15 protein-coding genes are annotated in these 13,385 nt (G+C 57.6%); 10 read left to right on the forward strand and 5 right to left on the reverse strand.

Going from position 1 to position 13,385, the window contains the following annotated elements:
- The first annotated feature begins 27 nt into the window (after positions 1-27).
- The 7 genes from cobU (at position 28) to KDX30_RS03565 (ending at position 5,240) form a co-directional block, all read left to right on the forward strand.
- Positions 28-549, forward strand: coding sequence for a bifunctional adenosylcobinamide kinase/adenosylcobinamide-phosphate guanylyltransferase (cobU, locus tag KDX30_RS03540; RefSeq protein WP_231674980.1), 522 nt, complete (start codon positions 28-30; stop codon positions 547-549).
- Positions 546-1,598: a nicotinate-nucleotide--dimethylbenzimidazole phosphoribosyltransferase gene (gene cobT, locus KDX30_RS03545; RefSeq protein ID WP_231674981.1), complete on the forward strand. Its 1,053-nt coding sequence runs from the start codon at positions 546-548 to the stop codon at positions 1,596-1,598. Before cobU ends, cobT begins: the two co-directional genes overlap by 4 nt.
- Positions 1,595-2,179 carry an alpha-ribazole phosphatase family protein gene (gene cobC, locus KDX30_RS03550; protein WP_231674982.1) on the forward strand — a complete coding sequence of 195 codons (585 nt, stop codon included), beginning with the start codon at positions 1,595-1,597 and terminating at the stop codon, positions 2,177-2,179. Before cobT ends, cobC begins: the two co-directional genes overlap by 4 nt.
- Positions 2,180-2,298: 119 nt before the next feature.
- A complete protein-coding gene (locus KDX30_RS03555) occupies positions 2,299-3,030 on the forward strand; it encodes an adenosylcobinamide-GDP ribazoletransferase (protein ID WP_231674983.1) in 732 nt (243 codons plus the stop codon).
- 262 nt (positions 3,031-3,292) lie between these two features.
- Entirely contained in the window at positions 3,293-4,495 is a 1,203-nt protein-coding gene (locus KDX30_RS03560; RefSeq protein ID WP_122704288.1) for an MFS transporter, read from the forward strand.
- Complete coding sequence (locus KDX30_RS29465) at positions 4,492-4,614, forward strand: hypothetical protein (protein ID WP_264760093.1); 123 nt, start codon at positions 4,492-4,494, stop codon at positions 4,612-4,614. Before KDX30_RS03560 ends, KDX30_RS29465 begins: the two co-directional genes overlap by 4 nt.
- Positions 4,615-4,688: 74 nt before the next feature.
- Positions 4,689-5,240 carry a glutathione peroxidase gene (locus KDX30_RS03565; protein WP_027902066.1) on the forward strand — a complete coding sequence of 184 codons (552 nt, stop codon included), beginning with the start codon at positions 4,689-4,691 and terminating at the stop codon, positions 5,238-5,240.
- A 94-nt stretch (positions 5,241-5,334) separates the two neighbouring features.
- Here the strand turns inward: KDX30_RS03565 and KDX30_RS03570 are convergent, their stop codons facing one another.
- From KDX30_RS03570 to KDX30_RS03580, 3 genes are all read right to left on the reverse strand, one after another.
- Entirely contained in the window at positions 5,335-6,600 is a 1,266-nt protein-coding gene (locus tag KDX30_RS03570) for an OmpP1/FadL family transporter (protein ID WP_122704292.1), read from the reverse strand.
- Between the two features lie 151 nt (positions 6,601-6,751).
- Complete coding sequence (locus tag KDX30_RS03575; protein ID WP_231674984.1) at positions 6,752-7,231, reverse strand: hypothetical protein; 480 nt, start codon at positions 7,229-7,231, stop codon at positions 6,752-6,754.
- Positions 7,232-7,493: 262 nt separating this feature from the next.
- A complete protein-coding gene (locus KDX30_RS03580; protein WP_027902063.1) occupies positions 7,494-7,718 on the reverse strand; it encodes a hypothetical protein in 225 nt (74 codons plus the stop codon).
- A gap of 918 nt (positions 7,719-8,636) precedes the next feature.
- Here KDX30_RS03580 and KDX30_RS03585 point away from each other — a divergent pair.
- From KDX30_RS03585 to KDX30_RS29560, 3 genes are all read left to right on the forward strand, one after another.
- A complete protein-coding gene (locus tag KDX30_RS03585; RefSeq protein WP_122704296.1) occupies positions 8,637-9,059 on the forward strand; it encodes a tetratricopeptide repeat protein in 423 nt (140 codons plus the stop codon).
- 191 nt (positions 9,060-9,250) lie between these two features.
- Complete coding sequence (rmuC, locus tag KDX30_RS03590; protein WP_161628611.1) at positions 9,251-10,615, forward strand: DNA recombination protein RmuC; 1,365 nt, start codon at positions 9,251-9,253, stop codon at positions 10,613-10,615.
- 941 nt (positions 10,616-11,556) lie between these two features.
- Complete coding sequence (locus KDX30_RS29560) at positions 11,557-11,685, forward strand: PA1414 family protein (RefSeq protein ID WP_319946078.1); 129 nt, start codon at positions 11,557-11,559, stop codon at positions 11,683-11,685.
- 116 nt (positions 11,686-11,801) lie between these two features.
- On the opposite strand, the gene KDX30_RS03595 is transcribed toward KDX30_RS29560, so the two are convergent.
- Positions 11,802-12,056 (reverse strand): hypothetical protein, encoded by a 255-nt coding sequence (locus KDX30_RS03595; RefSeq protein WP_099270611.1) that lies wholly within the window; start codon positions 12,054-12,056, stop codon positions 11,802-11,804.
- A gap of 177 nt (positions 12,057-12,233) precedes the next feature.
- Positions 12,234-13,184, reverse strand: a complete 951-nt coding sequence (gene speB / locus KDX30_RS03600; RefSeq protein WP_027902060.1) for an agmatinase — start codon at positions 13,182-13,184, stop codon at positions 12,234-12,236.
- Positions 13,185-13,385 lie beyond the last annotated feature (201 nt).

Consider the following 13,385-nt stretch of genomic DNA (forward strand, 5'->3'; position numbering starts at 1 on the left):
ATTTCAATTTGATAGAAAGGCGCTCACATGCAGCAACTAATCCTCGGCGGCGCACGCTCCGGCAAGAGTCGACTGGCTGAAAGTCTTGCCACTGGCTCTGGGCTGGAGGTGATTTATATCGCCACCAGCCAACCCGTGGATGGCGAACTGAATCAGCGTGTCGCCCTGCACCGCGAGCGTCGGCCTGACACGTGGGGCTTGATTGAAGAACCCATCGAGCTGGCGCGGGTTCTGCGGGAAAACGCCAGCGTTGATCGATGCTTGCTGGTGGATTGCCTGACGCTGTGGTTGACCAATTTACTGATGCTTGAAAACACCGAGCGTCTGGCGCAAGAGCGTCAGGCGTTGCTCGACTGCCTGGCGCAATTGCCGGGCGAAATCATTTTTGTCAGTAACGAAACCGGGCTGGGCGTGGTGCCCCTCGGTGAGCTGACTCGTCGTTATGTCGATGAGGCGGGCCTGCTGCATCAAGCTCTGGCTGAGCGTTGCCAGCGCGTGGTGCTGACCGTTGCCGGTTTGCCACTGACCTTGAAAGGATCCGCATTATGAGTAACTCGTGGTGGCTTGAGCCTGCCCAGTCGATCAACGTTCCGGTCCGGGAAGAAGCCCTCGCGCGGCAGCAGCAGTTGACTAAACCCACCGGTTCCCTGGGGCAACTGGAGCGCGTCGCGGTGCAGTTGGCCGGTCTGCAAGGTCGGGTCAAACCCAAAGCTGACGCGGTGTGGATCGCTATTTTTGCCGGTGACCACGGTGTTGTTGCGGAAGGCGTGTCAGCTTATCCGCAGGAAGTCACCGGGCAGATGCTGCACAACTTCGTGACCGGCGGGGCTGCAATCAGCGTGCTTGCTCAGCAGTTGTCGGCGCAGCTGGACGTGGTGGACCTGGGCACTGTGAGCCCATTGGATCTGCCGGGCGTACGCCACCTGCGCATCGGTGCCGGAACCGCGAACTTCGCCAAAGCTCCGGCGATGACTCAAGAGCAAGGCCTGTTGGCATTGCAGGCCGGGCGCGACAGTGTGTTGCGGGCCAAGGCGGTGGGTACCGAGCTGTTTGTCGGTGGCGAGATGGGCATCGGCAATACTGCAGCGGCCAGTGCCGTGGCCTGTTCGTTACTTGAGTGCGCCGCGCAATTGCTGGTCGGACCGGGCACCGGTTTGAATGCGGCGGGCATCAGCCACAAGACAGACGTTATCGAGCGAGCATTGAAGCTGCATGTCGAGCAGGCTGGCGATCCTTTGCAGAGCCTGTTTTGCCTGGGCGGCTTTGAAATTGCGGCGCTGGTGGGCGCGTACCTGGCCTGTGCTCAGGAAGGCATTACCGTGCTGGTGGACGGTTTCATTTGCAGCGTCGCGGCACTGGTCGCCGTACGTCTGAACCCTGGCTGCCGTGACTGGCTGCTGTTCGGTCATCGCGGCGCTGAGCCGGGCCATCGCCATCTGTTGGAGACATTACAAGCCGAGCCGCTTCTGGATCTGGGCATGCGGCTTGGCGAAGGCAGCGGCGCAGCCTTGGCGGTGCCGCTGGTGCGTCTGGCCTGCCAACTGCACAACGGCATGGCGACGTTCGCTGAAGCCGCAGTGGCAGATCGTCCCGCATGATCTTGCATCTTGATATGTTGCGTCACGGTGAGACCGAGCTGGGCGGCGGCATGCGTGGCAGCCTGGATGATGCCTTGACCGACACCGGCTGGGCGCAGATGCGTGCCGCGGTGGCTGAAGCCGGTCCATGGGATCGAATCGTCAGTTCTCCATTGCAGCGTTGCGCGCGCTTTGCTGAAGAACTGGCCGAGCGCCTTGCATTGCCGCTGAGCCTGGAGCCAGGCTTGCAGGAATTGCATTTCGGCGATTGGGAAGGGCACAGCGCCGCGCAGTTGATGGAAACCGATGCCGAAGGTCTGGGCCTGTTCTGGAACGATCCTTACGGTTTCACGCCACCCAATGGCGAACCCGTGATCGAGTTTTCGGCAAGGGTTTTAGCTGCTGTCAAAAAACTGCATCAAGCCCATGCGGGCGAACGTGTGTTGTTGATCAGCCATGGAGGTGTCATGCGCCTGTTGCTGGCAAACGCCCGTGGCTTGCCTCGTGAGCAATTGCTGCAAGTGACGGTGGGGCACGGCGCGTTGTTGGCGATAAGCGTGGCTGATGGCGGGCTCCTGACCGAGCCCCAACCAAAGGTGTAGGAGCTGCCGAAGGCTGCGAATGACGGTGTGTCAGGCTAATTGCTTTCGCAGCCTTCGGCAGCTCCTACAGAGACAGCATTCCAATTTGAGTTGTGGGTTCGATAGCGAGGAAGCCTGACATGTTGCCGTTCTGGATCGCCCTGCAGTTCCTCAGCAGTTTGCCCGTCACGTTGCCCGGTATGCCCAAGCCCGAGGAGCTGGGGCGTTCGTTGCTGTTTTATCCGCTGGTGGGCGTGCTGTTCGGTTTGGTGTTGTTGGGCTTGAATACGCTGCTCGGCGACGCGCCTGTCATGCTCCATGCTGCATTGCTGCTGACCGCCTGGGTGTTGCTCAGTGGCGGACTGCATCTGGACGGTCTTGCCGACAGCGCCGATGCCTGGCTCGGTGGTTTTGGTGACCCCGAACGCACCCTGACCATCATGAAAGATCCCCGTAGCGGACCCATTGCGGTGGTCACACTGATTCTGGTGCTGCTGCTTAAATTCACCGCGCTGCTGGCGTTGATTGAGAGTCAGAACTCCATGGCGTTGCTGCTGGCACCAGTGCTGGGGCGCAGCGCCATGCTCGGTCTGTTTCTGTGCACGCCTTACGTCAGGGCTGGCGGGTTGGGGCAGGCGCTGGCCGACCATTTGCCGCGCTCGGCGGGTAAACAGGTGCTGTTGGTCTGCGCAGTAGGCTGTGTGCTGGTTGCCGGTTTATCCGGTTTTTACGCTTTGACTGCGGCGGCCGTCTGTTTCTTCTGGCTGCGTCATTTGATGCTCAAGCGCCTGGGTGGCACCACCGGAGACACGGCGGGTGCATTGCTGGAGTTGCTGGAGGTTACGGTGCTATTGGCGATGGTATTGGCCTGATTCACCAAGGTCATTGTAGGAGCTGCCGAAGGCTGCGATGCATCCTTCCTGACACACCGCTATCGCAGCCTTCGGCAGCTCCTACAGATCCTATGTATGCCGCGAGACAGCGCGGTGTCATGGATAAGAGGCGGCGTCTGCAAGATTCGCATCGACAGCCCGATCAGATTGACACCTCCATCCCCCACCGCGTAGCTTTCACACATTCTGTTACGGGTATATCCACGTAATTTTTCTTGAGTGTGCAAGCGGGAGAACAACAATGACATCCGTCTGGCGTACCAGTGGCTGGATCCTGCTAGGCAGCGCGTTGATTCTGGCGCTGTCGCTGGGTACGCGGCATGGCTTTGGTTTGTTCCTCGCTCCCATGAGTGCAGACTTTGGCTGGGGGCGTGAGGTGTTTGCGTTCGCGATCGCCTTTCAGAACCTGATGTGGGGCCTGGCGCAGCCGTTCGCGGGTGCGTTGGCCGACCGCTTCGGCGCAGCGAAAGTGGTGTTCATCGGTGGCGTTCTCTATGCCATCGGCCTGATGCTGATGAGCATGGCTGACACGCCTCTCAGCTTGTCATTGAGCGCTGGCTTATTGATCGGCATTGGCCTGTCAGGCACGTCGTTCTCGGTGATTCTGGGTGTCGTCGGCCGTGCGTTGCCCGCTGAAAAACGCAGCATGGGCATGGGGATCGCCAGTGCCGCAGGGTCTTTCGGTCAGTTCGCCATGCTGCCCGGCACGCTGGGTCTGATTGGCTGGCTGGGGTGGTCCAGCGCTTTGCTGGTACTTGGCGTGCTGGTGGCGCTGATTCTGCCGCTGGTGATGATGCTCAGGGACAGCCCGACGCCGCTGGTCGGTGGCGAGCAAACCCTGAGCGAAGCATTGAAGGAAGCCTGTTCGCATTCGGGCTTCTGGCTCTTGGCACTGGGTTTTTTCGTTTGCGGTTTTCAAGTGGTGTTCATCGGCGTGCACTTGCCTGCCTATCTGGTGGATCAGCATTTACCCGCCAAGGTTGGCACCACTGTGCTGGCGCTGATCGGTCTGTTCAATATTTTTGGCACTTACACCGCAGGCTGGCTGGGCGGGCGCATGTCCAAGCCGCGTCTGCTGACCGTGCTCTATTTGCTCCGCGCCGTGGTGATTGTGTTGTTCATCACGCTGCCGCTCAGTGAAACCTCTGCCTATCTGTTTGGCGTGGCCATGGGCTTGCTGTGGCTGTCCACCGTCCCGCTGACCAACGGCACCGTCGCGACCTTGTTCGGCGTGCGTAACCTGTCGATGCTCGGTGGTATCGTGTTCCTGTTCCATCAACTGGGTGCTTTCCTCGGCGGTTGGCTGGGAGGTGTTGTGTATGACCGGACCGGGAATTACGACTTGATCTGGCAAGTGTCGATACTCTTGAGCCTGTTGGCGGCGGGGTTGAACTGGCCGGTGCGTGAACTCCCGGTTGCCCGATTGCAGGCGCAAGCTGCATGAGCAGATGGTTGTTCTGGGGCGCGGGTATGGCTGGCGCTCTGACGCTGGCGCTGATTTGGTGGGCCTGGCAAAACGTTGGGCTCGCCGCTTTGCAGTTGGGCATGGGCGCTTGCCTCTAGGCATTTAGCCGGGCGCGGGTTAGTTTGTCCCATAGACAACAATGACTGCGCCGCACGGGCGCTCGGGATGCCTTATGCACATTCGCTGGATTGCTCTGCCGGTTCTCATGTTCGCTTTAGGTGGCACTGCCATGGCCGCTGATTGCCCGGCGTTGTTGCAAGGCGAATTGCCCAAGTTGCGCGCCAAGGAAAATATCAACCTGTGCGAGCGCTTCGCCGGCAAGCCAATGCTGGTGGTCAATACCGCCAGCTTCTGTGGGTTCGCTCCCCAGTTCAAAAGCCTGGAAGCATTGAATCAGCGCTTCAAAGGGGAGGGCCTTGAAGTGCTCGGCGTGCCGTCCAACGACTTCAAACAAGAGTCCAAGGATGGCGAAGAAACCGCCAAGGTTTGCTACGTCAATTACGGCGTGACCTTCACCATGACCGAGCCGCAACCCGTCAGGGGTGACGATGCTACTCACTTGTTCAAAGTGCTGGCCGAGCAGAGCAACGCGCCGCGCTGGAATTTCTACAAGTACGTGGTGGATCGTAAAGGCAACGTGGTTGCCAGCTTCTCTAGCATGACCACGCCGGATGACCCGGAGCTGATTGCTGCCGTTGAAAAGGCTATCGCCTCCAAACCTTGATTCAGTCGTAACGAAAAAGCCCCGCAACCATTGCTGATTGCGGGGCTTTTTGTTGACCTGCAAACGGCTGGGTCAGCCCGTTTTGGTCGATGGATCAGAAGCGGTAGGTGATGGAGCTGCCCAGACCGTGAGCGGTGTTGCGATAGTCTGCGCTGTAAGTACCCCGGCTGGCGCTTGCGCTACGAATCTTGGCTTCGTCTTCACGCAGATAAGAATACGCAACATCAATGGTCATATTTTCTGTCGGGCTCCAGCCTGCACCGAAGCTGACGATCTTGCGGTCGCCAGTGGGGATGCGGGGGGAGCGATCAGTGTTGTTGGTCGGCGCCTGGTCGATGGTGAAGCCGGTGCGCAGGGTCCACTCTTTGTTGACCTTGTAAGCGGCACCAATAGCGTGTGCCCAAGTGTCGTGCCAGTTCTGATCTTCGTTGATCGTGCCGAAGTTAGCCTCGCCGATCACCCCGAAGTTGCCAGAGTTCTGCACCGTGATGCTTTTCAGGCGACTCCAGCGTGTCCAGGTACTGCCACCATAAAGGGTCCACTGGTCGTTCAACTCATGGGTGAACGAGGCGTCGACCGTTTCAGGTGTCTGGATGTTCAGCTTGGCGTCGTAGTCACGGCTACCGAGCAGAGGATTGAGCGCGCCGAGATCAACCTTGGTGCTGCCTTTGAGTTTGTAGTCGACCTTCGAGTGATAAGTCAGGCCCAGACGAGTCTTGTCAGTGGCCTGGACCATGATCCCGATGTTGTAGCCTACCGCGACGTCATCGCCCTTGATCTTGGCTTCGCCATCGGCGCCGCCGAACGGGTTTGGCAGGGCTGAGCTGAGCGTGCCGTCGATGCGGTTGAAGGTCGGGCCACCACCGATCGAGACTGTGTCGTTAAAGGCGTAGCTGACGGTTGGTTGCAGGGTGATGACCTGCACTTTGCTGTCGTGAGCGAAGTACCGGCCCTGGAAATCATTTTCGTATTCGGTTTTCAAGCCGAAGGGCACATAGACACCGAAGCCGACAGCCCAGTGATCGTCAATTGGCTTGACGTAATAGCCCATCGGAACTCCGACGACCGGTACCATATCGCCATCATTACTGCCCGCAGCTGAGCCACTTGCATTGTCGATATCGGTCTTGGCGAAGACCCCGGCAGCGCCAACGGTGAATTGCTCGCGCTTGAGGCGGGACATACCGGCCGGGTTGCCATATACGGTACTTGCGTCATCGGCGGATGAAGAGCGGCCCGCGAAACCGGTGCCCATGCCGCTGACGCTTTGCTCGTTGAGCGCAAAACCTGCGGCGAAGAGTTGGGAAGTGGCCAGGCTGATTGAAAGGGTAAGTGTGGTCTTGAGCATTACTTTTTTCATTATTAGAACTCCTTGTTGATCACCGCGCGAAAATTACCAACATTTCTCAGATTGCGCCATAGTCCGAATGGCCTGATCTAGAGCGTTTTTTGTAGGACAATCCGCGAAAAATGTCGCGATCTGTTTTTATCGTGATTTGCTCGAAAGTCATTCAAGCCGGGTGCGAAAGTGGTGTTACACAGCTTTGCCAGGCACTCATGAAATCGCGTAAACGGCCTTGGGGCTGAAATATTTCGCGCCATATTTTGGCCATTACGCGGGGATCTTCGTCGGCGGGCAGGCAAGAACCTTGAGCTTCGACCATCAACCAGGCGATGGCGGTGGCGTAACGCAGGTTGACGGTCAGTTCCAGGTGCGGCCCTGTGAGAAAAGCATGCTGACTGGCCAGGCCGCGAACCAGGCTTGCCAGTTCAGGGTCGAGCGCCAGATAGTTGTCCCAGAGCTGCCTATGACAGCCTTCGGATATGCTGTACAGGCCATGCCCGCGGCGGCTGTCCAGTGCAGCGCCCAGATCTGATTGACTGGCGGCGACGGCGAGTAGGAACGATTCGGCGCGCGGGCTGTGCCGGTCCAGATACAACAAGGTGGGCCGAATTACGTGGCGGGATAAATCTCTGGCATCGATTCCCATGACATCCTCGGGGAAAAGTGACCGGCGGGCCCGGACGTGTGGCAGCGACAATAGAATCAGGCCCGTCGGAAGCGATCGTGATCGCCTGAGTTGAAGTGTAGTGTCATATTTCGCGTGTAAAGGATTGTTTTCAGGTTAATTCCTGCCAGTCGTCGCTTCCCATATGGCCCTTGGCGATAGAGGGTTTGAGCAATATCGAGGCGAAAAAAAGCCCCGCTTTGAAAGGCGGGGCTTTTTTATTCCTGCGAAAACGAGCGGCGTATCAGGCGATGAGGGCCTGACGGGTACGCTCGATCACGGCCTGCAGCGGCTCTGCGCTGGAGTACTGATCGGGGTACAGACGCTCGGTGTGACGAGCGATGCCGTGTTCGTTGACCAGGGTGAAGCTGAAGCAGCCTTTGCGAGCGGCCATGATCAGGCAGTTCATTGGGGCAAAAGCGTTGGTCAGTGTATGAATAGCGTGTTGAGTCTGATGATGAGTAGTCATTATTAAGGTGTTTCCTAAAACGACACGGAACATTACCGTGCAAAAATAAACGTTCCAGTAAACGCGGGCGATCCTGATCGGCAGGATATGGCTGGGCGAAGAACCTGTCTGGAACAAAAGCAGCCAGTTGAAGCGCACTTTATCGTATGGCGCTCGGGCTGACCGGTAGGTACTTAGGAGGGCAGGCAACACAACAAGAGCAAAGGTTCGACGCTCTGGGTGCAGATCCTGATCAATTGCAGGCTGGTTCGGTCAGGCCATGGATGATTGCATCACCACTCCCGTCTGCGGGTAGTCGGCATGCAGGCCATGTCTGGAAACCATCGAGGTGGTCGATCCCTTGTTGTCAGCAACTTCCTTACGTTTTGAAGAAAGTTTGCCGGGGGACTTTTTCGACCAAAAAATTGACTTTCAGCTTGGTACTAACGGCGACGATGGTAACGGAGTTGTCAGGGCATTGGAAGGGTGCTGGTGAAAAAACATACAGAGAAGGGCGCCGTTCGTCGCTGGATCCGCTCAAGTTACTGTTCCAGTTGAGATTGGCTTGCAGTTGTAGGCGGGTTGTAGCGCCATTTCCAGAAAATAATCGCGACCTGAGATTGACTTGTGCACATTGGCGCAAATAGCTGCCACATCACTGTCATAAGCGCTTCTAAGGGCTTGATTTAGCGTGGCGAATTATTAAGTCAATGAAAAACATCAAATTTTTTTGCTGGTGAAAAAATCGTCAGTTTGAGCGCAGGCCGCATTCTGTCTGCGTTTGCGGGGCACGAGGGGCGGTTGTCCACTGAGTTATCCACAGCTTCTGTGGATTGTCCCGAGCGCTGGCTCTACGACGCGCCTTTCGCGTTCTGCCCCTTTACCTCTGCGAGAAAAAGTGTAGAGTTGCGCGCCTCCTGATTTGCCCCCGTTGTGTTTATGAAGTCTCGTCCTGATCCATCGCACGAATCTCAAGCTGTAGCCCGCGAACCTGCACGTCTCTCTCTGCGCGTCGCGTTATGGTTGCTGGATAATCCGCGCTTGAATCAAAAGCCCAGCGTCAAACACTTCGCCGGCCGTCTGCTCAAACAACCTGCGCGCAGCGGTGTGGTGGTTGCGCAGAGCCGACTGGGGCAAATGCTCTGCCGGGATTGCGGCAACACCCGCGACCGTCGCATGGGTCATGAACTGTTGCGGCAGGCGGCTCGCGCCGGAGACTGTAGTGCTCAATTCGAATACGGCCGACTGTGCGCTCAAGCGCCTATCAACGAGCCGCAAAAGGCCCGCCACTGGCTGGAACTGGCTTCGGCCAAGGGCTCGCAGGACGCCCGGCATCTACTCGGTCAACTGGACCTCCGTTAAGCGCACACGCAATCCGCTGCTGACGCACACGCTGCATCGCGCATAATGCTGCATGAATCCGGCATCCTGGAGTCCCTATGGCAATGGATTTGAACAGCCTGCTTCTTGGGCTAGGTGCAGCGGCGTTGCCACTATTGGTTTTGGCCTGGCAGCTGCAGCGCAAACTGACTCAGCAACAAGCGGACACCGCGCTGCTCGACGAGCGACTGAGCACTGCACAGATGGCTCAGGACGGGTTGAATGCGCAACTGGATGCCTGCCGTGACGAGATCAGTGATCTGAGTCAGGCCAACTCCGTCAAGCAAGCTGATCTGGCCGCAACGCGTCGTGAAGTCGAGTTGCTGCGCCATGAGCGCGATAACGCCCAGGCCGCTGCCCAGGACTGGCACCATGAGCGCACTAATAAAGAAGCGGAATTGCGCCGTCTGGATGTGCAATGCGCTGCATTGACTGCCGAGCTTCGCGAACAACAGGAAAATCATCAGCAACGCCTGAACGATCTGCAGAGTTCCCGGGATGAGCTCCGGGCTCAGTTCGCGGAAATGGCCAGCAAGATTTTTGATGAGCGCGAACAGCGTTTTGCCGAGACCAGCCAGCAGCAGCTCGGCCAACTGCTTGATCCTCTTAAAGAGCGCATTCAGTCATTCGAAAAACGTGTGGAGGAGAGTTATCAGGCCGAAGCCCGTGAACGTTTTTCTCTGGGCAAAGAACTGGAGCGGCTGCAGCAGCTCAATCTGCGACTCAGCGATGAAGCGACCAATCTGACACGCGCCCTCAAAGGGCAGAAAACCCAGGGTAACTGGGGGGAACTGATTCTTGAGCGTGTGCTTGAGCATGCCGGTCTTGAAAAGGGTCGCGAATATCAGACTCAGGTCAGCCTGAAGGGACCGGACGGCGAGCGCTTTCAGCCTGATGTGCTGATCATGTTGCCCGGCGATAAACAAGTGGTGGTGGATGCCAAGGTCAGCCTGACGGCCTATCAGCAGTACATCAGTGCCGACGACGATGTGATCGGTCAGACCGCCCTGAAGCAGCATGTGCTTTCGCTGCGTAATCATGTCAAAGGCTTGTCCGGCAAGGATTACAAGCGTCTTGAAGGGCTGCACAGCCTGGATTTCGTCCTGCTGTTTGTGCCAATAGAAGCGGCCTTTTCCGCTGCACTGCAAGCTGAGCCAAATCTGTTTCAGGAAGCCTTTGATCGCAACATCGTGATCGTCAGTCCGACCACCTTGCTGGCTACCTTGCGGGTCATCGACAGCCTTTGGAAGCAGGAGCGTCAAAGCCAGAACGCCCGGGAAATCGCCGAGCGTGCCGGTTGGCTATATGACAAGTTCGTGTTGTTCATTCAGGATCTGGATGAAGTCGGCAGTCGCCTGCAGCAACTGGACAAGGCTTATAGCGCCGCCCGCAACAAACTGACTGACGGGCGCGGCAACCTGGTAAGCCGCAGTGAGCAGCTCAAGCTACTCGGCGCCCGGGCCAGCAAGAACCTGCCTGCTGACTTGCTGGAGAAGGCAATGACCGATGATGAGGGGCTGGTGCAGCTGCCGGAGTGATGGACGGGTTTGTTCTTGGCTGACCTCGTCATCGTTCATCGTCGGAATGCCTCCCGATTGTTAGCGAGAAGGACTACGTGGTTTGCCAGTTGAATCGCCTCGCGAACAAGTTCGCTCCTACCGGGTGGTGGGGTGTCAGGTTGTTCGGGTAGGAGGCAACTTGTTGGCGATAGGGGCTGCGCGGTGTTTCAGACATGACGCCTCGCGAACAAGTTCGCTCCTGCCGGGTGGCGGGGTGTCAGGTTGTTCGGGTAGGAGGCAACTTGTTGGCGATAGGGGCTGCGCGGTGTTTCAGGCATGAGGCCTCGCGAACAAGTTCGCTCCTACCGGGTGTGGGGTGTCAGGTTGTTCGGGTAGGAGGCAACTTGTTGGCGATAGGGGCTGGGCGGTGTTTCAGGCCTGACGTCTCGCGAACAAGTTCGCTCCTGCCGGGTGGCGCGGTGTCAGGTTGTTCGGGTGGGAGCCAACTTGTTGGCGAGAAGGGGCTGCGCGGTGTTTCAGGCCTGACGCCTCGCGAACAAGTTCGCTCCTGCCGGGTGGCGGGGTGTCAGGTTGTTCGGGTAGGAGGCAACTTGTTGGCGATAGGGGCTGCGCGGTGTTCAGGCATGACGCCTCGCGAACAAGTTCGCTCCTACCGGGTGGTGTGGTGTCAGGTTGTTCGGGTAGGAGGCAACTTGTTGGCGATAGGGGCTGCGCGGTGTTTCAGGCCTGACGCCTCGCGAACAAGTTCGCTCCTGCCGTGCGAGAAGGGCTGCGCGGTGTCACCGTCTGTCGCATAAATACGCGGCATCGACACAAGAAATGTCACATTGAACACATCGTGAAAGATGTTTTTCCGCAAGACTGCGTGAGCAGGCGTAAAGTGTGATTCGGCACTACTATTTATCTGTAACAAGCGGCTTGAGAACCAGCCGTTAAGTATTTCCCTGAAGGGGGGCTATATGGACACTAAATTGCAAGATTGGCTTCATGATCTCGGGGTTGCTCTGGGTTTGATCGAGCGCCCTAAATTGCAACCTGTACCGTTGCGCACCGACGACAAACGGCGCCGTCAGCCTCAGCGTCGGTAGTCAGTACCGCGCCATCCCTCCCGGGACGCGACCGCGTCCCGTCGTCGTAGCGTTCAGGTCTTGATTACCTGAAACTACCCGAAAGCGTGTTTTCCGTTGAGTAACACGACACGCTGTCATTTCTGCAAGCTCACAAAGATGTGATCAATCAACGCCATCACTGTTGTGCTTTCGGGGTGCTTCAACGCTTCCTCTTTTTCCCGTTTCTTGACGTTGATTCCAGATTCGTGAAGCTTCTTGAAAAGCTCATCAATGTCTTCTTCGTCAAGAACAAGGTCTTCGAGCGTTCGGCTCTCTCTAATCACTGATTTGTCGACGAGGATCACCCCAAGGGCTCCCTCGACGTACCTTCGCACTTCGTCACGATCCATGATAATCCCCTGTTCTGTCGTTGGAGGATCAGCCCTGACTTCCATAAAACAAGGGGAGTGTCCATTCGGCTATGCCTTTAAGGCTAGCTCATATTCGCCAATATCCTCGCCATCTGTCGTGTTCACGGGAAATAAAAAAGGATGCGCTGAGGCATCCTTTTTGCGCAGAGATACAGCTCAGCGATGAGCAACGCCCGGTAAAACACAGAGCATTTCATAAAGCAGGTTGGCACCTAATAACGAGGTGTTACCTGTGGTGTCGTAGGGCGGCGAGACTTCCACCAGATCGCAACCGATCAGATCTAGACCCTGGCAGCCACGAATGATCTCGATGGCTTGAATCGTGGTCAGCCCGCCGATTTCCGGGGTGCCGGTACCAGGTGCCCAGGCTGGGTCGATGCCATCGATGTCGAAACTCAGATAAACCGGGCCGCCGCCGACTTTCTCCCGCACTTCAGCCATCAAAGGCGCAAGCGACTTGTGCCAGCATTCCTCGGCCTGGACTACGCGGAAACCCTGCTTGCGGCTCCAGTTGAAGTCTTCGGCGGTGTAACCCTGAGCGCGCAGGCCAATCTGCACAACGCGGTCACAGTCCAGCAGACCCTCTTCAACGGCACGGCGGAACGTGGTGCCGTGGGCAATCTTTTCGCCAAACATGTGGTCGTTGACGTCGGCGTGGGCGTCGATATGCACCAGACCGACCTTGCCGTGCTTCTTGTGGATGGCCCGCAGGATGGGCAGGGTGATGGTGTGGTCGCCACCCAGTGTCAGAGGGATCACGTCGTGGCCGAGGATTTCGTCGTACGCCTCTTCGATGATGCGTACGGCATCCAGAAGGTTGAACGTATTGATGGCTACGTCGCCGATGTCCGCTACGGACAGCGAGTCAAACGGCGCAGCGCCGGTGGCCATGTTGTAGGGACGGATCATCACCGATTCGGCGCGGATTTCGCGAGGACCGAAGCGGGTGCCGGCGCGCAGCGAGGTGCCAATATCCAGGGGAACCCCGACAAATGCGGCATCCAGACCTGCTGCGGTTTGCAAATGCGGCAAGCGCATCATGGTGGCGATACCGGCGAAGCGCGGCATTTCGTTGCCGCCCAGTGGCTGGTGAAAAATCTTGTCCACGAGAATGCCTCAGCGTTGGTTTCAATGAGGCAATTTTGCAAAGCATGGGAGCGAGGAACAATCGCTGGAGCGAAATACTTAGTTCAGGAATTTCAGAACTAAAGCCGTTTTGGGCTAAGCTGCGGGACCTATCCAGATAGGGATCAACTCTGTTTTAGAGCCGGGTTGATATCTGTAGGAGCTGCCGAAGGCTGCGAAAGC

The sequence above is a fragment of the Pseudomonas quasicaspiana genome (assembly GCF_021147825.1).
GTDB classification, from domain to species: domain Bacteria; phylum Pseudomonadota; class Gammaproteobacteria; order Pseudomonadales; family Pseudomonadaceae; genus Aquipseudomonas; species Aquipseudomonas quasicaspiana.

Coding starts and splice junctions, on each gene's coding strand:
- KDX30_RS03585 (WP_122704296.1), top strand. CDS start 8,637: ATGAAGTCTCGTCCTGATCCATCGCACGAATCTCAAGCTGTAGCCCGC.
- KDX30_RS03570 (WP_122704292.1), bottom strand. CDS start 6,600: ATGAAAAAAGTAATGCTCAAGACCACACTTACCCTTTCAATCAGCCTG.
- KDX30_RS03560 (WP_122704288.1), top strand. CDS start 3,293: ATGACATCCGTCTGGCGTACCAGTGGCTGGATCCTGCTAGGCAGCGCG.
- cobC (WP_231674982.1), top strand. CDS start 1,595: ATGATCTTGCATCTTGATATGTTGCGTCACGGTGAGACCGAGCTGGGC.
- KDX30_RS03580 (WP_027902063.1), bottom strand. CDS start 7,718: ATGACTACTCATCATCAGACTCAACACGCTATTCATACACTGACCAAC.
- KDX30_RS03575 (WP_231674984.1), bottom strand. CDS start 7,231: ATGGGAATCGATGCCAGAGATTTATCCCGCCACGTAATTCGGCCCACC.
- cobT (WP_231674981.1), top strand. CDS start 546: ATGAGTAACTCGTGGTGGCTTGAGCCTGCCCAGTCGATCAACGTTCCG.
- KDX30_RS29465 (WP_264760093.1), top strand. CDS start 4,492: ATGAGCAGATGGTTGTTCTGGGGCGCGGGTATGGCTGGCGCTCTGACG.
- KDX30_RS03595 (WP_099270611.1), bottom strand. CDS start 12,056: ATGGATCGTGACGAAGTGCGAAGGTACGTCGAGGGAGCCCTTGGGGTG.
- KDX30_RS29560 (WP_319946078.1), top strand. CDS start 11,557: ATGGACACTAAATTGCAAGATTGGCTTCATGATCTCGGGGTTGCTCTG.
- KDX30_RS03565 (WP_027902066.1), top strand. CDS start 4,689: ATGCACATTCGCTGGATTGCTCTGCCGGTTCTCATGTTCGCTTTAGGT.
- cobU (WP_231674980.1), top strand. CDS start 28: ATGCAGCAACTAATCCTCGGCGGCGCACGCTCCGGCAAGAGTCGACTG.
- KDX30_RS03555 (WP_231674983.1), top strand. CDS start 2,299: ATGTTGCCGTTCTGGATCGCCCTGCAGTTCCTCAGCAGTTTGCCCGTC.